The following is a 22,854-nucleotide window of genomic DNA, read 5'->3' as shown; positions in this document are numbered from 1 at the left end:
AAAAAGAAGGTGCTAAGTAAAAATGACAGAGTTTATAAGAAAAGCTGAAAAAGTTTGGGAAGAGTTTAAAGATTATGTTCCCACTTATGATGAGGTATGTGAAATTTTAGAAAAAGAAGTTGTAAATATTGAAGATGCGGCAAAACTCTTGAATGTGGAAGACAAAAACTCAATCCTTCTCATGGCAAGCAAAGCTAAAAAGCTCACAAGAGAAAACTTTGGCAAGGTCATTCTCTTGTATGCGCCGCTGTATATCTCAAACTACTGTCAAAACGGATGTGTTTACTGCGGATTTTCTTGCAGAAAAAATTATAAAAGAGAAAAATTAGAGTTTAATGAAATTGAAAATGAGCTCAGAGCCATGAAAGAAGAGGGCATCGACTCTGTTATAATCCTCACAGGAGAGGATAGAATACACTCTCCGGTTGATTATATTGAACAAGCTTGCAAAATAGCTGCAAATTATATGTCGGAGGTTTCGATTGAGGTCTACCCTCTTTTAGAAGAAGAATATAGAAGTCTTGCAAGCGCTGGTGTTGTGGGGATAACCATATATCAAGAGACATACCAAAAAGAGGATTATAAGAAGCTGCATCCTTTTGGACCAAAAAAGGATTTTGAGTTCAGGTTCAAAGCTGTTGAAAGAGCACTATCTGCCGGGTTTCATGAAGCGTGCGTGGGACCGCTTTTGGGGCTATCTCATCCCAAAAAAGATGTGCTTTGTACTTTACTTCATGCAGAGTATCTTCTTGACAGATTTCCTAAAGCAGAAATCTCAGTTTCATTCCCGCGCGTAAGATCCGCAGGGACAGATTTTGTTCCAAAGTTTTCTGTTTCTGACAAGGAATTTATAAAGTTTTTGATTGTTGCAAGGCTCTATCTTCCAAGAGTTGGAATTGTTATATCCACACGGGAAGATGCGCGACTTCGCGATGCGCTCATTGATGTGTGTATAACAAAGATGTCAGCAGGCTCTAAAACAACTGTTGGCGGGTACGTAGCGCAGGAAGAAGAAAAAGATGCCCAGTTTGAGGTTGAGGATAGAAGAAGCGTTGCTGAGGTTGTAGATAGTATAATAAAAAAAGGATTGAGACCCGAGTTTACTAACTGGGTAAGGGGTGTTGGAAGTTTATGAGCTTATTTGACCTTATGCTAAGAAACTATTTTGATGAAAAAATGCTTGAAAAACTCTCAAAGGTCAAGATTCTTATCATTGGCTGCGGTGGTCTTGGATCTAATATTGCAGTGTTGCTGGTAAGATGCGGTGTCAAAAATCTCACAATAGTGGATTTTGACAAAGTGGACATTTCAAACCTCAATAGGCAAAACTATTTCTTTTATCAAACAGGGGAGGATAAAACCTCTGCGCTTAAAGACATTCTTTCAAAGATAAATCCTTATGTAAGTGTAAAGGCTGTGAACATGAAGGTTGATGAGTCGAACATAGATAACTTGATTTTGGAACATGACATCATTGTTGAAGCTGTTGACAATGAACTTACCAAGGTTTTGATTTTCAGAAAAGCACACGAGCATGGAAAAAAGGTTGTCTTAGCATCAGGAATTGCAGGGTTTGGCGACTGTGAAAACATCAAAATCAAGCGTGGCAAGAACTTTTCGATTATAGGTGACTTTGTAACATCAATAAAAGAGAAAAAACCTCTTGCTCCAAAAGTGGTTGCAGTTGCTGCAATGCAGGCTGATGAAGTTTTGAGGATGGTGAGCGAGCTTGAGTTTGACTAAAGAGGAAAAATTAAAGCTATTTTCAACGTATACCATCTATGGAATGACAGCCGAAAAGTTTTCAAACGGAAGGTCTAATATTGAAGTTGTAAAAGCCATGCTTGATGGCGGCATAAAAATCATTCAATACAGGGAAAAATACAAATCTTTAAAAGAAAAGTACAAAGAATGTCTTGAAATAAGAAAGCTCACAGAAGATTATGGGGCACTCTTAATTGTTAACGACCATGCAGACCTTTGCCAGATGGTAGGTGCAGACGGTGTTCATTTGGGGCAAAGCGACTTACCAGCAGTTGAGGTGAGAAAACTTTTGGGCGACGAATTTATAATCGGTGTTACTACACACACCAAAGAACAGGTTTTGAAAGCCAAGGAAGATGGTGCTGACTATGTTGGTTTGGGACCGGTCTTTACAAGTTTTACGAAAGACAATCCACATCCACCGATTGGGCTTGAAATGGTAAAATGGGCAGCTGAAAACTCCCCTTTACCTTTTGTTGCAATAGGTGGGATTAAAGAGCACAATTTAAAAGAGGTCTTGGCAAATGGTGCAAGATGTATCTGTGCTGTTACAGAGATAGTGGGTGCAGATAATATTCGACAAAAAATAGAAAGCCTTTTTAAGATTTTAAAAAGTTTTGAAAGGAGCTGACAAAAAATGACTCAAATGAGCTTAGCAAAACAGGGGATATTTACAAAAGAGATGGAGCTTGCTATTAAGAACGAGGAGATAGATAAAGAAGAGTTTTTGCAAAAGGTTGCAGAGGGCAAAATTGTAATTCTTGCAAATAAGAATAGAAAAAGAGACAGATATTTTGCCATTGGCGATGGAACATATGTCAAGATAAATGTTAACCTTGGTGTGTCAGAGGCATGTCCAAACTTTGAATATGAAATCCAGAAGCTTGAACTTGCCAAAAAATTTGATGTTGAGTCTGTGATGGATTTATCCAGCGGGCTTGATGCTTCAAACTTCAGAAAATTCATTCTTCAAAACTATGACTTTATAGTAGGAACAGTTCCAGTTTACCAGGTTGCATCAAGGCACGACGACATTACAAAGGTTGATGGCAAAGAGTTTATAGAAGAAATTGAAAGGCAGGCAGAAGAAGGAGTTGACTTTTTCACAATCCATGCAGGAATTACAAGAAAGGCTTTGGAGAGATTTGAAAAAAATGAGCGCCTGCTCAAGATTGTCTCAAGAGGCGGAGCACTTCTTTATAAATGGATGATGGCAAACGGCAAAGAAAATCCTCTGTATGAGTATTTTGATGAGATTTTAAAGATTTGCAAAAAACATGATGTTACAATCAGCCTTGGCGATAGCCTAAGACCAGGTGCGGTGGCTGATGCAACAGACGCGCTGCAGATAGAAGAACTTATAAACCTTGGCGAGCTTACAAAAATGGCCTGGAAAGAGGATGTGCAGGTGATGATAGAAGGGCCAGGGCACATGAGAGCAAATGAGATTGCAGCAAACATGGTAATTCAAAAGAGGCTTTGCCACGGTGCACCGTTTTATGTTTTGGGACCTCTTACAACAGACATTGCAGCAGGGTACGACCATATATCAGGTGCGATGGGTGCGCTCATTGCAGCTTTGAATGGAGCAGATTTTCTGTGCTATGTTACACCTGCTGAACATTTGAGACTTCCATCTTTAGAGGATGTCAAAGAAGGGATTGTTGCGTTTAAAATTGCAGCGCACAGTGCAAATATAGCGAAAGGGTTCAAAAAGCCGCTTGAAAAGGATATTGAGATGTCAGTTGCAAGAAGAGACCTTGACTGGGAAAAGATGATAAGCCTTTCGGTTGACCCTGAGAAGGCAAGAGAGTACAGAAGCAGTTTCACATCTGACACATGTTCAATGTGTGGAAGGCTCTGCGCTGTAAAAAATTCAAGGGATGAGGCTATTTTGTAAAAACTGTGACATGTTTTTTTAGAGAAGGAGATGAAAGTAGAAAGATGAAAAAAGTACTCATAATTGCCGGGTTTGACCCATCAGGTGGTGCAGGCGTTTTGCTTGACGTAAAAGTTGTGAGGGCGTTAAATAGCTATGCAGCATCTGTAGTAACATCTTTGACAGTCCAGGATACTCAGAGGGTCTATGACTTAAAACCCATAGACCCTCATTTTTTTGAGTATCAGCTTCAAAAAGTGGTTGAAGATATAAAGCCAGATAGTCTAAAGATTGGTCTTTTGGGAAGTTTGGAAATAGCAAAGGCTGTAGTAAAAATCTTGGGGAAATATGACCTTGAAAATGTAGTATGTGACCCAGTTTTGAGGTCCACAAGCGGTTTTGAGTTTTGTAAAAGTGAGTTCGTAGAATTTTTAAAATATGACTTTTTCAAAGCCTGTGATGTAATAACACCCAACAAAAACGAGGCAGAAGTCATTTTTGATGTGGAGATTAAAGATTTTGATGAAGATGTTCTAAGCAGTATTCAAGAAAAAATGAAGAAGATGGGCATAAAATCATGCATCCTAAAAGGTGGGCATCTTCCTGGCGAGGTTGCAGAGGATGTTTTGATAACCCAAAGTAGTATTTTTAGAGTATATGCAAAAAAACAAGGCTTTACAGATAACATTCACGGGACTGGCTGTGCATTTTCGACTGCATTTGCCACTTTCCTTGCAAAGGGATATAATATGTATGATGCCTTGAAAAGTACCAAAGAGTATATTTCAAACCTAATATATAACTCTACAAAAATCGGAAGTGGAAAGCTCATTTTAAACCCATAGTTTTTTCATTATTGTAAATATTTCTAAGCATTTTTAAGGGAAGGGGCAAGGGAAAAGTGGCAATAAAGTTTGAGCTAATTAAAAAGAGCAAGAAATCTAATGCAAGAAGAGGAAGGCTCTACACACCGCACGGAGTGATTGAAACACCGGTTTTCATGCCAGTTGGCACTCAGGCAACAGTCAAGGCTATAATGCACAGAGACCTATACGAGATGGGCACACAGATTATCCTGGCAAACACATATCATCTTTATCTAAGACCTGGGATAGATGTTATAAAAGAAGCAGGCGGGCTTCACAAGTTCATGAACTGGCAAAAACCAATTTTGACTGACAGTGGCGGGTTTCAGGTGTTTTCACTCAGCAAGCTTCGAACAATCACAGAAGACGGTGTTGAGTTCAGGTCTCACATAGATGGTTCTCGGCACTTTTTCACACCTGAAAAGGTGATTGAGATACAAAACATTTTAGGTTCTGACATCATAATGGCGTTTGATGAGTGTGTGCCATACCCTGTTGACCATGAATATGCAAAATGGGCTGTTGAAAGAACAGCAAGATGGCTCAAAAGGTGCAAAGCTCATCATAAAAACACTGAAAATCAAGCGCTGTTCGGAATAGTGCAGGGTTCAACCTATAAGGATTTGAGGATAGAGAGTGCAAAGCGCACAATTGAAGAAGACCTTCCCGGCTATGCGATAGGCGGGCTTTCTGTTGGCGAGCCAAAAGAGCTCATGTATGAGATGATAGAGGTTTTGCACCCAATCCTGCCAGAGGATAGGCCTCGCTACTTGATGGGGGTTGGAACACCAGACTGCCTGTATGAATCTGTCATTCGCGGTGTTGACATGTTTGACTGTGTATTTGCAACCCGCACTGCAAGAAACGGAACAGTTTTCACAAAAGAAGGACGAATGATTATCAAAAACGCTCAGTATGCAAAGGACTTTAGACCCATAGAAGAAGACTGTGACTGTTACACTTGCCAGAACTTCACAAGAGCGTATTTGAGACACCTAATTAAAGCTGAGGAAATCCTTGGTGCAATCCTTCTTTCCATCCACAACGTCAGGTTTTTACTGAGGTTCATGGAAAAGCTGAGGAAGGATATTGAGGAGGATAGGATATAAGTAGAATTAGTTTAAAGGGGAATGTTCCCCTTATTTTTTTGTGCATTATTACCATGTAGATAAATTTATTTTTTACTATAAGTCAATTGATTTAGACGTTACAAAACTATATAATTAAAGTAAAAAGCAAATATCAGTTTTAAATCTTTTGAATACAAAGGAGGATGGATTTGTTTAAGTTAAAAAGACTATCGCAAAAGCCAATATTAGAACCAATTCCGACAAATGCTTGGGAATCAAAGGCCGTTTTCAATCCAGGTGTAATTTACCATAATGGATATGTTCATTTGTTTTACAGAGCGTGTAACAACACTTTTGAAGCTCTTTCGTTTCCTCAGCCTCAGCAGAATTATAAATTTGTCTCTTCAATAGGATATGCAAAAAGTAAAGATGGGATTAATTTTGAAAGGATGCCATTGCCTTTACTTGAGGGTCAGGGCGAACAAGAAGCTTGGGGGATGGAAGATCCACGTATAACTTATCTTGATGGCAAATTTTATATGGTTTATACAGCTTTTGGTGGAAGGAGTTGGGATGATATTAGAATTTCTCTAATTTCATCAACAGATCTTTTAAATTGGACAAATGAAAGAAAAGTTCTTCTTGATGAGCCTAATAAAGATGGTGCTTTGCATCCAGAAAAAGTAAAAGGAAGGTATATGCTCTATCATAGACGTCCTCCTTCTATCTGGGTGGCTTTTTCGGATGACCTTGTACATTGGCAAGATCACAAGATCATTATGACACCTCGAGAGGGCAAATGGGACAGTTACAAAATAGGCATAGCAGGTCCACCCATTTTAATAAAAGAAGGATGGTTATTGATTTATCATGGAGTTGATGAGAAAAAAACATATAGGTTAGGGGCAGCTCTTTTGGATAGACAAGATCCTACTAAAGTTTTGGCGCGTCAAGAAGAACCTATTTTGGAACCTGAACTTGAATGGGAGAGAAAGGGTCTTGTACCGAATGTGGTGTTTAGTTGTGGGCAGTGCATAGTTAATGGAGTGCTGCTTGTTTATTATGGAGCATGTGATACATGCATAGGAGTTGCTGGAATTGAAATAGAAAAGATAAAGTTTTAGTCAAGTTAAATAGCTGAAAAAGAAAGGGGTATAAATATTATGATAAAACTTGAAAGGCTTTCTACCAAACCTGTATTGGAACCCAAAAAAGAGGACGATTGGCAACGCTCTGCTGTTTTCAATGCTGCTGCAATATATTTCAGAGGGCTAATCCATATATTGTATAGAGCAACAGACCTTCCACCACACGAAAAATATGGAGCATATATTTCCCGAATTGGGTATGCCGTATCAACTGATGGAATAAACTTTTTCAGATTTGACAAGCCTGTAATGGAAGCTGTGTGCGAACAAGAGAGAAGAGGGATTGAGGACCCAAGAATCGTAAGAATAGGCGACACTTTTTATATGACTTACACTGGTTTTGGTAACAGATTTGAAGGAGATTATCGCATAATGATAGCCAAATCAAGAAATCTTATTACATGGGAAAGAATTGGTATTGCACTTGATGAACCTAACAAAGATGCAGCATTATTTCCAAACAAGATAGAAGGACGATATGTGATGTTTCATCGCAGGTACCCAAACATGTGGTTGGCTTTTTCCGAAGACTTAAAAAACTGGACAGATCACGTAGAAGTTGTAAAGATAAGACCGAATACGTGGGAAAGCAGTCGCGTAGGGGTTGCTGGGCCGCCTATTGAACATAGGTATGGCTATATTGTAATCTATCATGCTGCTGATCATTTGAATGTCTATCGTTTGGGAATTTTACTTTTGGATAAAAAAGATCCCACTAAAATTTTATCACGTCAAGATGAACCCATTCTTGAACCGGAGCTTGACTGGGAAATAAATGGTTACATTCCCAACGTTGTTTTTAGTTGTGGTCATGTTCAGCTGGGAGATGATCTATTGGTTTATTATGGGGGAGCTGATACTGTTATTGGTGTTGCAAGATTAAACTTGAGAGAGATAAAATTTGAGTAGAAATATTTCAAAAAAGGGGTTTAACATGGATATAGAAATCAGAAAAAAAAGAAAGGAAGTAACATTGGAAGATATAGCTAAGAAATTAAATATATCAAAAAACGCAGTTTCAGTTGCTTTATCTAACAAGCCAGGTGTGTCCGAAAAAACAAGGCAGCTTGTTTTGCAGACTGCAAAAGAGCTTGGGTACAAATTCAAAGAGAAAGAAATTGAAAAAGGTACAATAGGTTTGATTATGACAGCAAATGTACTACAGGACCCGTATTTTTTCAGTGCAATTGTGTACTCTGTAGAGAATGAAATTCGAAAAAAAGGATTTGAGTTTAGTTTATATTGCATTTCCTCTGAAGAGGAAACAAGCCTTGATGAGATCTTATCTAATAGTAGCTTTAAAGGTATAATAATTGTTTCTTCTGTTGGCAAAAGTGTTATTGATAAAATTGAAGAAATGAGAATTCCTACTGTAATAATAGACAATCTTGTAGAAAGTGATTGGATAGATACAGTGAACACAGACAATCGACGTTCCACCAAAGCCGCAATAACTTATTTGATTTCCAAGGGGTATAAACATATTGGTTTTATAGGGGATATAAACCATGCAATTAGTTATAAAGAAAGGTGGCAGGGGTTTGTTGAAGCACATGAACAATTTGGTCTTGAAATAGACAAAGAAGTTTGCAAGATTGAAGGCTTTAAAGACTTCAGCAAAAATCCAGAACCAGAAATTCAGGAATTTTTGAGAGGTTTGAAGAAGATACCTGAAGCATTTTTCTGCGTGAGCGATTTGTCTACACTGGTTACAGCAAACACCCTGAAAGATATGGGATTGCAAATTCCAAGAGATATAGCTATTGTAGGATTTGATGATACTGAACTTGTCAAGCATTTTAAGCCTTCTCTTTCCATGATTCATATCGACAGAGATTATTATGGTAAAAGAGCAGTCAAACAGCTTCTTGAAAGAATAGACTTTCCTTCGAAGCCTGCAGAAGATATAAGAATATTTTGCAGATTGAATATTCGCAAATCTATAAAAAGTATTTAACTTTTACTAAAAAGGAAGCTCAATTGACTGGGCTTCCTTTGTAAAATAAATTTAAATAAAGTCAAAATTCAAGTAAAAATAACTTGACACATTTCACAAAAGAGTATATAATTTAAACATCAGTTGTTTTAAAAAAGTCTTTGTTTTTTATCAAATCATAAAAAAATAATGTAAAGGAGGTTTCAAAATGTCAAATCGTGTCAAAAGATTAATTGCAGTTCTTGTGTTAGGAATCTTCTTTATAGGCTTAATGGGGATTAGTCTTGGTGCTTCCTCAACATCTTCTGCAGGTGAATTAAGGTTAGCTACTGATTGGCCGTTTCCATTCCACGGCAATCCCTTTGGTGCAGGAGCAGTAGGAGGAGCATGGTGGTTTGTTTACGAACCATTTGCTTATTACATTCCACAAAGTGATGAGTACATTCCAAGATTAGCAGAAAGCTGGAAAATAGAAAAAGGAAAAGTTACAGTAACTCTGCGCAAAAACGCAAAATTCAGTGATGGCAAGCCTTTTACTGCTAAGGATGTAATCAATTCTGTCAATTTTATTCAAGCTATGTGGCAATGGCCTTATGAGATTGAGAGTGTGACCGCTCCAAATGACTACACAGTAGTTTTCACACTTTCAAAAGATGCTCCTCAGTCATTTGTGCATACGATATTGACCGACGCTGCAATTCCAGCTTTGGCTCCATATCACGTTTATAGCAAATGGGCTAATCAGGCAAAGGAAGTTGCAACACTTGGCAAAAAGATATTTGCAATAAGCTCTTCTGGTAAAACTCCAGATGCTCAACTGAAAAGCACCTATGACAAAAAAGCTGATGATTTGAGAAAACAGGTAAATGCTTTTTCACCTTTCAAAACTCTAAAAAGAATGCCTGTTGTAGGTTCATTTGAACCAACAAAGATTACCCAATCTGAAATGGTCTTAACTGCAAACAAATATCACTGGTTGTATCCAAAGATGAAAATTAATAGAATCACATTTAGAAGATGGTCTTCTAATGAATTTGTCTGGGCATCATTGATTTCAGGTGAGATTTATGCAGCTCATCCAAACATGCCAAAGGATGTTGTAGAACAGCTTACTATTCTTAATCCATCTTTAAAGGTTAAAACAACAACAGACTTGTCTGAAATAGCTTTGGTGTTCAACTATCAAAAGCCATTGTTTAAAGATGTAAACCTAAGAAAAGCTATTGCTTATGTATTAGATAAATCCAAAGTAAGAGATGTAGCTGTATGGCAGGCATCTACATGCTCACCATATGCTCATGGAATTTTAAAAAGCATGGAATCAAAATGGATATCCAAAGACACTTTGAGTAAATTGACCAAATATACTACAAACGCCAAAATGGCAGAAGAAATATTGAAAAAAGCTGGATACAAAAAAGTTGGCAGTACATGGCAACAGCCAAATGGTCAGCCTGTAGCATTTACATTGTCCGTGTATGGTCCACACAGCGACTGGGTATTGGCAGCACGTGAGGTTGTGCAACAGCTAAATAATTTTGGATTTAAGGTAGAAATGAAGCTTATTCCTGATGGAATGCGAGACCAGGTTATGAAGAGTGGGGATTATGAAGCTGCAATTGAGTTTGGAGTCACATGGCAAGGTTATCCACATCCTTATAGCGGATACCTGAGATTGTATGAAGCAGATTTATACAATATTACGAAGTTCCCGTCAAAAGATAAATATTCAACACCATGGGGTAAATTCTCACCTTATGATTTGACTGAACAGCTGAGAGATGTTGCACAAGACAAGAAAAAATCTATGGATGTTGTTCAAAAATTAGCATATATTACAAATGAGTACTTGCCTATTATACCTTTGTTTGAAAAGGTTCTGCCAATTTACTATTCTGATAAAAAGATCACAGGTTGGCCTGCAAAAGATGACCCTGTTTGGTCTCTTGCTCCTGGTGGAATAGAAAGAGTCTACAATCTTCTGATTACAACAGGCAAGCTTGCAGTTAAAAAATAACATGTGGAGGGCAAATAAAAGTTGAAGTATGTGGTTGATAGACTAGTCTATCTGATTGTTGTACTTCTTATAGCTATAAGCGGGGTTTTTGTCCTGGTGAATAAAATGCCAGGCGACCCCGCTTATGGCCTGGCTGTTTCAATAGCACAACAGCGAAATATGGAAATGGAACGGGCACTTGAAATAGCGCATAAATTAATGGGAATAGACCCACATGAACCTTTAATTGTTCGATACGGGAGATTTATTTCGAACCTGCTCAAAGGTAATTTTGGTTACTCCTCATTTTATCAGACAAGTGTAAATGAAATAATTGCCAAAGCGCTTCCATGGACATTGTTTGTGATTTCTTTAGCTACTTTGGTAAGCTTTTTAGTTGGGATTTATCTTGGGTCTTTTGCTGCTCAAAAGCGTGGTACAATAGTTGATTTAGTAATCTCTGGAATAGCAAGCATAATTCAAGCAATACCGCCTTTTGTATTAGCTGTTTTAATTTTGTTCATTTTTGCAGTGAGGTTACGTGTAATTCCATTAGGTGGCGCATATCCAGTGGATATGGAACCCTCATTTTCATTGAGCTTTATTTTGAAAGTTATACACCATGCGCTCGGACCTATGTTTGCTACAGCCATTCCTCAAATGGCTGCATGGACGCTTGCAATGAGAGGAAATACATCCCAAATTATGGAAGAAGATTATATCAGGTTTGCTCAAGCGCGAGGTTTAAAAGATTCTATAATTGCAAACAAATACATAAAAAACAATGCTATGCTTCCGCTAATTGCAAGTTTGGCCATTTCAATAGGATACATGTTAGGAGGACATACATTGGTAGAATCGATATTTAATTATCCTGGGATAGGATTTTATTTTGGCAAAGCGATTGCGGTGAGAGATTTTGGTCTTTTGACAGGATTATTTTCTTTAATAGTGATAGGGGTAATTGTTGCAACCTTTATCGCTGAGATTGTATATGCATTAATTGATCCAAGGGTGAAGTTAAAATGAGGAAAAAAAGGTTTTCAAATTTCTTTTATGACTATGTTCAGCCACTTATTTCTAATAAAAAATCGTTAGTTGGTTCTATCATCCTGCTATTTTTTATTTTAATGGCAACAATTGGTCCAATGATAGTTCCACTCAACATGAATTCTGATTTTGCAAACAGGTATCAAAGACCTTCTTTGCAACATCCATTCGGGACAGATTATTTTGGAGTAGATATTTTTCAGCAGATTGTACACGGTTCAAGGTCAGTAATTTCTCTTACACTTTTTGCAAGCTTGTTTGCAGTAATTATAGGGACAGTGGTTGGGGTAGCAAGAGGATATTTAGAAGGAATTGGTGGAAAATTATTAGATGCAATAATCACAGTGTTTTTGGTGATTCCCTCTTTCCCTGCACTTTTGATTTTAGCTGCAATATTTGCTGATACAAAATTGAACACAGTAGAAGTTGCCTTGATAGTTGCAATATGGTTATGGGCGCCCTTAGCAAAACAGGTTGCAGCTCAAGTGCTGACGGTAAAATCAAGAGAGTTTGTTGAGGCTTCCAGGATGCTGAATATGGGGCTTGGTTATATATTGTTCAGTGACATTGCAAAATTATTAATACCTTATATATTTGTAAATTTTGTAACACAGCTGAAAAGTGCAATGGAATTTTCCATAGGACTGATGTTTTTAGGTCTTGCTAAATTTGACCCTACTCACTGGGGAGTAATGCTAAACTATGCTTTATATCAAGCAGGAGCACTATATACACCAAAGGGTTTCCATTATCCATTTTTTGTAATACTCAACATTGTTTTGTTGATTTATGGTGGCATATTATTGGCTCAAGGGATTGAAGAAGTGTTTAATCCTAAGCTTCGGGGGCATGAATAAAGATGAATTGTTTATTGGAAGTGTCAAACCTTAAAGCAGTATACTTAGTAAGAGAAGGGACAATAAAAGCAACTGAAGATGTTTCGTTCGAGGTTTACGAGAATACAGTGACGGCAATAGTGGGAGAGAGTGCGTCTGGAAAAAGTACAATTATAGAAGCTATTACAAGGACCTTACCGCCGAATGGACGAATACTCTCTGGAAAAGTATTTTACAGGACTGTGGGATTTGATTTATTAGAATTGAGAGAAGATGAACTGAGGAAGATAAGATGGAAGAGAATAGCTCTTGTTCCACAGGCAGCTCAACAGTCATTAAACCCTACCATGAAGATTATTGACCATTTTAGAGATACCATAGAGGCACATGGGATAAACTGGAGCAAGGATGAGTTAATTAACAAAGCATCAGAGAAGATAAAAATGGTAAGGCTTAATCCTGAAACTGTGCTTTATGCTTATCCAATGCAACTATCTGGTGGAATGAAACAAAGAGTATTAATTGCTTTGGCACTGCTTTTAGAACCAGAGATTTTAATTTTGGATGAGCCGACTTCTGCGCTGGATGTTTTGACCCAGGCACATATAGTGCAGCTTCTGAAAGAATTAAAAACACAGATGAACATAACACTCATATTTGTCACCCACGATATTGCAGTGGCAGCAGAGCTTGCAGACAATATTTTTGTAATCTACGGTGGATGTTTAGTTGAATGCAGCCCCACAGAAAAGATTTTTAAAGAACCTAAGCATCCATATACGCAAGGGTTGATAAATTCGATAATGGCAATAAACGCAGATATGTCAAAAGTAAAAGCTATTCCGGGTGACCCGCCAAGTTTGCTAAATCCTCCTTCTGGTTGCAGATTTCATCCTCGCTGTGAATATGCTATGGAGATTTGCAAGAAAGAAAGGCCACAGCTTATAAAATTGCCGGACAATGTAAAGGTTGCATGTCACTTGTATAAAGAAGGAGGACGTAAAGATGAATGAGATTGCCCTAAGAGCTGAACATGTGAGCAAGGTGTTTTCGCAAGGTCTGTTTAAAAAGAAGTACAAATTAGCATTAGATGACATTAATTTGGAAGTTAAAAAAGGTGATAGATTAGTTATTATTGGAGAAAGTGGAATGGGTAAAACCACCTTGGCAAGAATATTAACAAACCTTGAAGTGCCGACAGAGGGAAAGATATACTGGTTTAATAAGAGTTTAGATGAGTGCAGAAAAGACTACAAGGTTATAAGAAGAAAGGTTCAGTACATTCATCAAGACCCATATGCTTCTTTGCATCCTTCAAAAACCATTTACAAAATAATAGCAGACCCATTAAAAAAGTGCGAAGGACTGAGTGGAGAGAGGTTAGAAAAACGCGTATATGACCTTCTTGAGATGGTAGGGCTTACACCACCAGATTATTTTTTTAACAAATATCCCCATCATTTATCTGGTGGAGGCAGACAAAGACTTGCAATTGCAAGAGCATTGACAGCAAATCCAGAAATAATAGTTGCAGACGAGCCTATAAGCATGATTGATATGTCGCTAAGGGCTGCTATAATAAAGTTGCTCAAGGACTTGAATGAGAAGAAAAACATTGCAATAATTCTTGTTCTGCATGATATAGGCACAGCAAGGTATTTTACTTATGAAAAAGGTGAGATAGCTGTTTTGTATGGTGGAAGGATTGTTGAAAAAGGCTCAAGCGAAGAGATAACTACAAATCCAGTGCATCCTTATACAAAAGTGTTGTTAAATTCCAGCCCGATTGCTGACCCTGAGTTGGCTAAAAAAAGGAAAGTAGAGCAGCTCAGGTCGTATGATCCTCCTGTGAGAAAGCCTGGTGCAAAAGGATGTCCCTTTGTACATGCTTGTAATTATTTTACTGATGAGTGTCTAAACGAAACACCACAGCTTGAGATGATATCTCACAGCCACTGGGTTGCATGCCATGTTTTTAAAAATATTTAGGTAGGGAGAAATAGATGAGGTTAAGACGGTTCTATTTTACCTTATTCTTGATTATAATTATTTTTTCTCTGATGTGGCTTTTGAGTTTCCGAAAAGGTGGTATAGAACTTTACTTGGTAGTTTTATCAATCGCATTTGCCGTTATAGGAATAGCAATAATATTGAGTATGTCAAAACGCAAATAAGAGGCTATTTTGCAAAAAGTAGCCTCATTTTTTATTTTTTCTCAAAAACATTTTATGTTAAAAAAACTGTTTACAAAACGTTCAATCCTTGTTAAACTTAGTAATGTAAAATGTTATAAAGAATAAACAATTAGGAGAGAGTAACAATGTCTCCAAAAGTCTACTTCGTAATCCCATGCTATAACGAGGAAGAAATGCTCCCTTATACAATTAAAAGGATAGCACAAAAATTTGATGACCTTTTGAAAAAGGGACTTATATCAAACGAGAGCAGGATTGTGTTTGTAGATGATGGAAGCAAGGATAATACCTGGCAGCTAATAAAAGAGGCAACCAAAGACAAAAGGTTTGTTGGTGTAAAACTTTCAAGAAACTGCGGACACCAGAATGCTTTAATGGCTGGAATGGGATATAGTGTAAAGTTTTGTGACTGTGTAATTACATTGGATGCTGATTTGCAGGATGATATAAACGTGATTGACGAGTTTATCAAAAAATTTGAAGAAGGCTATGATGTTGTGTATGGCGTTCGAAGCAGCAGAAAAACTGATACATTTTTCAAAAGGTTTACAGCACAGAGTTTTTATAGGCTGATGCGAGCATTTGGAGTTGAAATTGTGTATAACCACGCTGATTACAGGCTTTTGAGTAAAAAAGCCTTGGAGTTTTTGATGCAGTTTGAAGAGAGAAATTTGTTTTTGAGAGGGATAATTCCACTGATTGGGCTCAAATCTACAATTGTGTATTATGAAAGACAAGAAAGAATTGCAGGTAAGACAAAGTATCCACTCAAAAAGATGCTTTCTTTTGCCTTTGAAGGAATAACCTCATTTTCTGTAAAGCCAATAAAGTATATTACCTCTGCGGGATTTTTGATGTTTTTACTCAGCATTGCAATCTTGATTTATGCAATAGTCCAAAAGATAAGAGGACAAGCCATAGCAGGTTGGACCTCCTTGACTATTTCAATCTGGTTCATAGGTGGGCTTCAGCTTGTTGCACTGGGATTGATTGGTGAGTATATCGGAAAGATTTATAAAGAGGTAAAGAGAAGACCGTTATATTTTATCGAGGAGATAGCTGAAGATGCACAAGAGCAGTAGCAGCTGTAAAGGAAAGTTAATTTTAAAAATTCACTCAAAAATAGAAAAGTTACTTGAATTTGTAAAATTTTCGGTTGTAGGAATTATAAATACAGCAATCGATTTTGCAGTCTTTTTTGTTTGCTATTCTATTTTACATTTTGATTCTTCTTTCAGTCAGATTTTTGGCTATACAGCAGGAATGCTTAACAGTTTTTTAATGAACAAAAGGTGGACGTTTGAAGACAGGACAAAAGGGCGAAAAGTATTACTAAAAGCTGTCAAGTTTGGCTTTACAAATGTTGTCTCCTTGCTACTTTCAATTGGAGTGATAAAACTTTCAAAGCTATATTTGTCGAACTCAATTTTGATTGCAAAAATACTTGCAACTTTGTGTGCCCAAGGTGTAAACTATATTTTATACAAGTTCTGGGTATTTACAAAAGTGGAGGTAAAAGATGAAAGTGTCTAAAAAATTGTATTCAAAAGTATTCGAATACTTGGTTGCAATATTGCTTTTAAGTAGCATTTTTTTATCATACTACTACAGAATTTTGCTTCTGGTAGGAAAAAGTTTTAGCATATGGCTTTTGATTTTGTTGACCCTAAGTGCTTTTTGCAGTATAACTTTAGGGTTATACAAACTAAAAGACTTATTGTTCACGAAAATAAATCTATTTACGATATTCTTTTTGATAGCCCTGCCAAGACTTTTGTGGGTATTTTTGATGCCAACAAAACCAGTTTCAGATTATTTTTGTTTTTACTCTTACGCGAGCAAGGCCTCAAGAGGACTTTTTCATGCTTATGACAAGACATTTGTACTTTTTAGGTTCAGGTTTGGTTACTCTTTGATTTTAGCGTCTGTATTTAAAATCTTTGGTAGCAGCGTCTTGGTTGCAAAACTTTTCAATGTGTTTCTTTCAGTTATTCTGGGAATAATCATTTTTTACACAGTTAATTACCTTTTTGGCAAAGATGCAGCTTTTTATAGCATCATTTTATTTGCTTTCTGGCCTTCACAAATAATGTACAATTCGGTTTTGGCATCTGAGCATCCTTTTATTGTATTTTTCATGCTTGGGCTGTATTTTATTATAAAAGGCATAAAAGAAGAAAAAATAAATTTTGCGCTTTTAGGAGGGTTCTTTATTGCAATTTCCAACCATATAAGGCCTGTGGGTGTATTGGTGATTATAGCCTGCTTGGTATGGGCAGTAGTTTGTGGGCTAAATAGAAATCTTACGGCTATAAAGCTTGCTCTTTCCTCTTTGGGAGCATATATTGCAGCTTTTTATACAATAGGCTATCTCATTTTCTGTCTCACAAACGTTCCTGTTTGGCAGACATCAATGGGACTAAATCTCATGATTGGCACAGACTACACTACCTATGGTATGAATAACCGCAAACACTCATTGTTTGTAGAAAAGTTTGGCTATGACTTTAAAAAGATGCATCAAGAGGCTATGAAAATAGGAATACAAAGACTTAAAAAGCAGCCAGACAAATTTCTTTCTATCATTCCGAGAAAGATTTCAATAATATGGGGCGATGATAGTTTTGGGTATTTTTGGAGCACTTTTAAAGTTTATAAAAATACATGGTTTGTAAAATTTGTAAAAAGCCATCCAACAATCTTTTACATGCTTTCTCAGCTTTATTACTACACAATTTTGCTTTATATTGTCTTTGCATCTGTTTTTAGAAAAAAGAATAGTAACGATGAAGTTATTTTGCTCACAAGCCTAATATTTCTTGGATATGTTGCTGTTCATATCTTTTTAGAGGTTCAACCGCGGTATCACTATCCAGCAATATTTACCCTCTTTTTGCTAAGTGGCATGGGTGCAGAAGCTTTAAAGAAAAAGCTAAAAAAGATTTAGAAGTTTAAGTAAAACTCTCTTGGTCCCAAATCAGGTGCTTCTATGTTTTTGTCTAACACCAGAAATTTTCGAATATCAAAACACAGGCTGCATTTGTTCAAAAATTTCTTTGAGGGTGTATAGCCATAGTTTTCTTTTGCATATTCAAAAAGCCCTCTTACTCCTTGGGTGTAGAGCAGATTTACAAAAAAGTATTTGCCTGTGTCAAGCTCTTTTCCAAGGTCATCTATGGAGATTCTAAAGCCCACACATGGATTTGGAATGAAATTGCCAAAAAGGTCCATATGAAAATGGTTTTTGCTATAAAGCTCAAAACATGCAGGTGAATTTTTAACTATCTCATCAGCAGATTTTGTTGGAAAATATTCTTCAAATGTTTTAATTGCCCTGCCGTTTAGGGTAAGATAATACCTTTGGGGAAGATGTCTTATGTAGTTTTCTCCGAATAAATCTTTGTATTCAGAAAGAGAATGTGTTTTGTCTATATTCAGCCTTCTAATTTCATTTGCAAAACCTTCAATCCAAGGGAAAATTCCAATACCAACCTCATTCAGAAGCTGGATTAATCTTAAAACCTTTTTGAATGGAATATATTCATTGTGAAAAGGGCTGATTGAGACAAGTATTGTTTCAATTCCAAGATTTTTCAATTCTTTTAATCTTCTTTTTACCTCATCTTCATTTTCAACCCACGAAGCGTTTGTCTCTATGTACTCAATGTAAATCCCATTTTCATTTGCTTTATTAATAACTTTCTTTAATCCTTCAAAGTTCAAAAAAGGCTCTCCACCGCCTATGTGAACCGAAAAAACTCCAAATTTTTTTAATGTCTTAAATACTTTGTCTGCCATTTCTTCTGGCATATATTCTTTTTTCCAGGATGGCGAGCTGTTGTAAAGGCAGTGTTTGCAAGCAGAAGAACAGTAGTAGTTTGTGATGACACCACCTGAAAAAAGCCTTTCAATTTTAAGCTTCCCAACAGATTTTTCCAATTTTCACAGCCTCCTTTTTAGTCTTTCAAAAGTGCTTGCCTATTTTTTGATAACTGTTATAATATTATTATGCATAATTTTAATCTTAAAAATCAAATGGTGGCAGGGGGATAAAAAGTTTATGAGCTTGAGTAATCTTTTATTTGAAATTGCGTATGCAACAGGCAATCAAAGCTCTCAGCAGCAGGCACCAGCAGGAGCAACAGCAATTGCTTTGCTTGCACAGTTCATACCTCTTATATTGATGTTTGTAGTTCTCTACCTTCTCATAATTGTTCCACAGAGAAGAAGAGAAAAACAGTTCAGAGAGATGATTAATTCTTTAATTGTTGGAGATGAGATAGTCACAAACGCTGGAATTATCGGCAAGATTGTGAATATCAAGGATGATATTTTGACAATTGAAGTAGGAGCAGACAGGGTAAAGCTCAAAATTTACAAGTGGGCAGTCAAAGAGGTTTTGAAAAAGGCTGAACCAAAAGATTAAAAATAGAAATGGTTCTGAGGGCTTTCAGGTCTTCAGAGCCATTTATTTTTAAATGTTATCAACAACTTTAAAAAAGGAGTGAATCCAGCCATCACAAAAACCGAGCTTTTAAGTCTTCTTGAAAAGTATGGACTTTCTCCAAACAAAAAACTTGGCCAGAACTTTTTAGTTGATGAAAATGTAGTAAGAAAAATCATTTTATTTTCCCAGGTGGAAGGAAAAGAAGTTGTTGAGATAGGTGCAGGCCCTGGAACACTTACAGTTTATTTGGCAAAAACTGCACAGAAAGTATTTGCGGTTGAGATTGACAAAAAGATATTGAATGTCTTAAAAGAAGTTTGCCAGGTTATTTCAAACGTCCAAATAGTAAATAGTGACTTTCTTGAACTCAATGTTAAAGATTTAACAAATGGCAACAAGGTATATATTGTTGGCAATCTGCCATATTATGTCACATCGCAGATACTCTTTAAACTTTTTGAAGAAAGAGAGTGTATAGAGAAGTTTACAATCATGGTTCAAAAAGAGGTTGCACAAAGGCTTTTAGCAAAACCAGGGACAAAAGAGTATGGAAATCTCACAGTTGCAATGAACTTTTACTGTGAGATAGAGGATTATTTTTATGTCAGCAAGAATGTTTTTTACCCCAAACCAGAGGTTGATTCTGCGGTCTTGAGAGCAAGGTTCAAAATTGAAAAGCCAAATGTTGATGAAAAGAAGTTTTTTAAAATAGTCCATGCATGTTTTTCAACCCGCCGAAAGACAATTCTAAATGCTCTTTCAAATCAGCTTGATATTGCAAAAGATGAGCTAAAAAAGATTATCCACATAGCTGGACTTGATGAAAATTTAAGAGCAGAGGACTTATCATTGGATGACTATATAAGACTTTACCAATGCTTTGAAGAGGAATTTTTTAAAAGTTGAAAGGAGCTCTTAATACCTGATAATAAATGCAACTCAGTAGACAGATAAATTTCATTTATCCTTAAAAATAGTATTTTGTTTTTGACAATTTCCACTTTAATAATGTATAATATAATACAAATTGCAATTCTCATAAACAAAACTTGCAAGGTGGTGGAGAAAAGGTGGTAAAGGTGAATTTGCATCCCTCGGTATATGAATGGATTGATGAGATGGCAAAACTCACAAAACCAGACAAGATTGTCTGGATAGATGGTTCCGAGGAAGAAAAACAAAGGCTCATAAAAGAAGCTCTTGAGTCAGGAGAACTTATGGAGCTCAACCAAGAAAAGCTTCCAGGATGTTATCTTCACAGGACTCATCCAAGCGATGTGGCGAGGGTTGAGGACAGAACGTTTATCTGCACACCAACAAAAGAGGAAGCAGGGCCAACAAACAACTGGATGGACCCGAACGAAGCTTACAAGATGCTTTACTCACTTTTTGACGGGTCCATGAAAGGAAGAACAATGTATGTTGTGCCATATTTGATGGGACCTGTTGGCTCACCATATTCAAAAGTGGGTATTGAGCTTACAGATAGCATATATGTTGTTTTGAACCTCAGAATTATGGCAAGGATTGGCGATGTTGCACTTAAAGCTTTAGGAAACTCACCTGATTTTGTGAAGGGACTTCACTCCAAAGCGACGCTTGACCCAGAAAAGAGATACATTTGTCATTTTCCGCAGGACAATACAATTATGAGCGTCAACTCAGGTTATGGTGGAAACGTCATTCTCTCAAAGAAGTGTTTTGCACTCAGGATTGCAAGCTATCTGGGAAGAAAAGAAGGCTGGCTTGCAGAACACATGCTCATTGTCGGAATTGAGGACCCAAGCGGCAAGGTAACATACATTGCAGGTGCGTTTCCAAGTGCATGTGGTAAGACAAACCTTGCGATGTTAATTCCACCAGAGCCTCTTAAAAAGCTTGGATACAAGGTGTGGACTGTAGGAGATGACATTGCATGGATGAGGATTGGCGAGGATGGCAGACTTTGGGCTATCAACCCTGAAGCAGGGTTTTTTGGTGTTGCACCTGGCACAAGTTATAAGACAAATCCAAATGCCATGGAGACCATAAAGAGAAATACGATATATACAAATGTGCTTTTAAAAGAAGATGGAACAGTATGGTGGGAAGGCATGGATGGAGAGGTGCCAGAGCGAGGCATTGATTGGCTTGGAAGGCCATGGAAAAGAGACAGCGGTGAAAAGGGTGCGCACCCGAACGCAAGATTTACAGCGCCTGCCAGCCAGTGCCCATCAATTTCAAAGGAGTGGGAAAATCCAAAGGGCGTGCCTATTTCGGCAATAATATTTGGCGGCAGACGAGCAAAGGTTGCACCACTTGTATACGAAGCATTTGACTGGCAGCATGGTGTATATGTTGGCGCTACAATGGCATCTGAAACAACTGCTGCTGCAATGGGCAAGATCGGCGTTGTTCGTCGCGACCCAATGGCAATGCTTCCGTTCTGTGGATATAACATGGCTGACTATTTTGCACATTGGCTTGAGATGGGCAAGAAGATTCCAAATCCGCCCAAGATTTTCCATGTAAACTGGTTCAGGCAGGATGAAAATGGCAAGTTTATCTGGCCGGGATTTGGCGAAAATTTGAGGGTTCTGAAGTGGATAATTGAAAGATGCGAAGGAAAGGTTTCGGCAAAAGAGACTCCAATTGGTTATGTGCCATATGTCGATGACCTTTACTTAGATGGTCTTGACATAGACAAACAGACGGTAGAAAAGCTTCTTGAGATAGACAAAGAATTGTGGTTAAAAGAAGCTGAGGATTCAAGAGAGTTTTTAAGCCAGTTTGGAGACAGGCTCCCGAGAGAGCTCATTGAAGAGAATGAAAAGCTAAAACAAAGACTTTCAAAATAGAAATAAATCACCAAACAGAAGGCCTCCTTCATATACTGATATAAAGGTTATGAAGGAGGTCTTTTGTTTTGATAGAAAATTTGCCGTTTACAAGGTTTGTTGTAATCTTAAAGGGAATTGAACAGAAAGGAAAAATCCCGTTTGGATATGTCAAGGTTCAGGCAATTGTAGACACAGTTAACTTTGAAATTGTTATCCAGGGATTGGAAGAGACAGAGGATAAAATAACTTTTTGGGGTGTTGTGAAAAAATTGAATGAATATTATCCAGTATTTTTGACTGCACTTTCAAAGCCACAAAAAGGGAATATTGTCCAGTTTCTTTCCACAAGCAGGTTTAATTTGTTCAAAAGCAGCTGGAAACTTACAGACCTGGTCGGGTTTGCCATTGCAAAAGAGAAAAAGGGAAAACCCAATTTCATTCTGATAGGAAGCTTTGATGATAGCAGTTTATATGAAATGGAAAGAGATATTCTAAGAGGTTCTGAAAAGGGCGAAAATAAGAAAAATCAAGACAAAAAAGATATGGATAATCACGATGAGAAAAAAGAGGTAGAAGTAGAGAAAGAAGAAAAAACTGAGAGCTTTTCTTCAAAAGATGATGACAAAAGCTTAGGTGAGAATTGCAGCCAGGATGTTGAAAAGGAAATTGTGCAAGAAAAAGAACAAGAAGCAGAAGGTGAGATGCCTCAAGGGTCAGCCGAAAAAGCACAAAAAGAAGAAGAGTCTTCTGAGATAGTTGAAAGTGCCTTACAAGAACTTCAAAAGACTTACCAGGATGATAAAGAAGAAGAAGCAAGCTTTCGCTTGGATGTAGAAAAGAACTACTGC

At 37.2% G+C, this 22,854-nt stretch carries 22 protein-coding genes (1 of these 22 cut by a window edge); 21 read left to right on the top strand and 1 reads right to left on the bottom strand.

Going from position 1 to position 22,854, the window contains the following annotated elements; genetic code table 11:
• Positions 1 to 22: 22 nt before the first annotated feature.
• From thiH to OTK01_RS11585, 17 genes are all read left to right on the top strand, one after another.
• Positions 23 to 1,135, top strand: a complete 1,113-nt coding sequence (thiH, locus tag OTK01_RS11665; RefSeq protein WP_029227720.1) for a 2-iminoacetate synthase ThiH — start codon at positions 23 to 25, stop codon at positions 1,133 to 1,135.
• Positions 1,132 to 1,743, top strand: a complete 612-nt coding sequence (thiF, locus tag OTK01_RS11660; RefSeq protein WP_029227719.1) for a sulfur carrier protein ThiS adenylyltransferase ThiF — start codon at positions 1,132 to 1,134, stop codon at positions 1,741 to 1,743. Before thiH ends, thiF begins: the two co-directional genes overlap by 4 nt.
• Positions 1,730 to 2,395 carry a thiamine phosphate synthase gene (gene thiE, locus OTK01_RS11655; protein WP_208595874.1) on the top strand — a complete coding sequence of 222 codons (666 nt, stop codon included), beginning with the start codon at positions 1,730 to 1,732 and terminating at the stop codon, positions 2,393 to 2,395. The genes thiF and thiE overlap by 14 nt, the downstream gene beginning before the upstream one ends.
• A gap of 6 nt (positions 2,396 to 2,401) precedes the next feature.
• Entirely contained in the window at positions 2,402 to 3,664 is a 1,263-nt protein-coding gene (gene thiC / locus OTK01_RS11650) for a phosphomethylpyrimidine synthase ThiC (protein ID WP_029227717.1), read from the top strand.
• 44 nt (positions 3,665 to 3,708) lie between these two features.
• Positions 3,709 to 4,488, top strand: coding sequence for a bifunctional hydroxymethylpyrimidine kinase/phosphomethylpyrimidine kinase (gene thiD / locus OTK01_RS11645; protein ID WP_014043113.1), 780 nt, complete (start codon positions 3,709 to 3,711; stop codon positions 4,486 to 4,488).
• Between the two features lie 56 nt (positions 4,489 to 4,544).
• On the top strand, positions 4,545 to 5,618 hold the full coding sequence (gene tgt, locus OTK01_RS11640; protein ID WP_029227716.1) for a tRNA guanosine(34) transglycosylase Tgt: 1,074 nt from the start codon (positions 4,545 to 4,547) through the stop codon (positions 5,616 to 5,618).
• A 170-nt stretch (positions 5,619 to 5,788) separates the two neighbouring features.
• A complete protein-coding gene (locus OTK01_RS11635; RefSeq protein WP_029227715.1) occupies positions 5,789 to 6,703 on the top strand; it encodes a beta-1,2-mannobiose phosphorylase in 915 nt (304 codons plus the stop codon).
• A gap of 39 nt (positions 6,704 to 6,742) precedes the next feature.
• Positions 6,743 to 7,636: a beta-1,2-mannobiose phosphorylase gene (locus tag OTK01_RS11630; protein WP_029227714.1), complete on the top strand. Its 894-nt coding sequence runs from the start codon at positions 6,743 to 6,745 to the stop codon at positions 7,634 to 7,636.
• Positions 7,637 to 7,661: 25 nt separating this feature from the next.
• Positions 7,662 to 8,684: a LacI family DNA-binding transcriptional regulator gene (locus OTK01_RS11625; protein WP_029227713.1), complete on the top strand. Its 1,023-nt coding sequence runs from the start codon at positions 7,662 to 7,664 to the stop codon at positions 8,682 to 8,684.
• 187 nt (positions 8,685 to 8,871) lie between these two features.
• On the top strand, positions 8,872 to 10,680 hold the full coding sequence (locus OTK01_RS11620; protein WP_029227712.1) for an ABC transporter substrate-binding protein: 1,809 nt from the start codon (positions 8,872 to 8,874) through the stop codon (positions 10,678 to 10,680).
• 21 nt (positions 10,681 to 10,701) lie between these two features.
• Positions 10,702 to 11,688: an ABC transporter permease gene (locus OTK01_RS11615; RefSeq protein WP_029227711.1), complete on the top strand. Its 987-nt coding sequence runs from the start codon at positions 10,702 to 10,704 to the stop codon at positions 11,686 to 11,688.
• Positions 11,685 to 12,566, top strand: a complete 882-nt coding sequence (locus tag OTK01_RS11610) for an ABC transporter permease (protein WP_029227710.1) — start codon at positions 11,685 to 11,687, stop codon at positions 12,564 to 12,566. The genes OTK01_RS11615 and OTK01_RS11610 overlap by 4 nt, the downstream gene beginning before the upstream one ends.
• A gap of 2 nt (positions 12,567 to 12,568) precedes the next feature.
• Entirely contained in the window at positions 12,569 to 13,558 is a 990-nt protein-coding gene (locus OTK01_RS11605; RefSeq protein ID WP_029227709.1) for an ABC transporter ATP-binding protein, read from the top strand.
• Positions 13,551 to 14,534, top strand: a complete 984-nt coding sequence (locus OTK01_RS11600) for an ABC transporter ATP-binding protein (RefSeq protein ID WP_029227708.1) — start codon at positions 13,551 to 13,553, stop codon at positions 14,532 to 14,534. The genes OTK01_RS11605 and OTK01_RS11600 overlap by 8 nt, the downstream gene beginning before the upstream one ends.
• Positions 14,535 to 14,865: 331 nt before the next feature.
• Positions 14,866 to 15,822 (top strand): glycosyltransferase family 2 protein, encoded by a 957-nt coding sequence (locus tag OTK01_RS11595; protein ID WP_029227707.1) that lies wholly within the window; start codon positions 14,866 to 14,868, stop codon positions 15,820 to 15,822.
• Positions 15,806 to 16,273, top strand: a complete 468-nt coding sequence (locus OTK01_RS11590) for a GtrA family protein (protein ID WP_029227706.1) — start codon at positions 15,806 to 15,808, stop codon at positions 16,271 to 16,273. The genes OTK01_RS11595 and OTK01_RS11590 overlap by 17 nt, the downstream gene beginning before the upstream one ends.
• Positions 16,260 to 17,687, top strand: coding sequence for a glycosyltransferase family 39 protein (locus OTK01_RS11585; protein WP_029227705.1), 1,428 nt, complete (start codon positions 16,260 to 16,262; stop codon positions 17,685 to 17,687). Before OTK01_RS11590 ends, OTK01_RS11585 begins: the two co-directional genes overlap by 14 nt.
• Here the strand turns inward: OTK01_RS11585 and OTK01_RS11580 are convergent.
• Positions 17,684 to 18,679, bottom strand: a complete 996-nt coding sequence (locus OTK01_RS11580) for a radical SAM protein (RefSeq protein ID WP_029227704.1) — start codon at positions 18,677 to 18,679, stop codon at positions 17,684 to 17,686. The two genes, OTK01_RS11585 and OTK01_RS11580, sit on opposite strands and share 4 nt — an antisense overlap.
• 121 nt (positions 18,680 to 18,800) lie before the next feature.
• On the opposite strand from OTK01_RS11580, the gene yajC reads away from it, so the two are divergent.
• From yajC to OTK01_RS11560, 4 genes are all read left to right on the top strand, one after another.
• Positions 18,801 to 19,166, top strand: coding sequence for a preprotein translocase subunit YajC (gene yajC, locus OTK01_RS11575; RefSeq protein WP_014043109.1), 366 nt, complete (start codon positions 18,801 to 18,803; stop codon positions 19,164 to 19,166).
• Positions 19,167 to 19,244: 78 nt separating this feature from the next.
• Positions 19,245 to 20,093: a 16S rRNA (adenine(1518)-N(6)/adenine(1519)-N(6))-dimethyltransferase RsmA gene (rsmA, locus tag OTK01_RS11570; protein WP_029227703.1), complete on the top strand. Its 849-nt coding sequence runs from the start codon at positions 19,245 to 19,247 to the stop codon at positions 20,091 to 20,093.
• 164 nt (positions 20,094 to 20,257) lie between these two features.
• Entirely contained in the window at positions 20,258 to 22,024 is a 1,767-nt protein-coding gene (locus OTK01_RS11565) for a phosphoenolpyruvate carboxykinase (GTP) (RefSeq protein WP_029227702.1), read from the top strand.
• Positions 22,025 to 22,092: 68 nt separating this feature from the next.
• Positions 22,093 to 22,854, top strand: partial view of a hypothetical protein gene (locus tag OTK01_RS11560; protein ID WP_029227701.1) — the 5' portion only. Its footprint extends 405 nt past the window's final position; 762 of the gene's 1,167 nt are visible here — the first part of the coding sequence; the start codon lies at positions 22,093 to 22,095; its stop codon lies off the right edge, out of view.

The sequence above is a fragment of the Caldicellulosiruptor acetigenus genome (assembly GCF_026914305.1).
GTDB lineage: Bacteria > Bacillota > Thermoanaerobacteria > Caldicellulosiruptorales > Caldicellulosiruptoraceae > Caldicellulosiruptor > Caldicellulosiruptor acetigenus.
The sequence above is the reverse complement of the archived record's forward strand: the minus strand, read 5'-3'. Positions and strand labels throughout refer to the sequence as shown.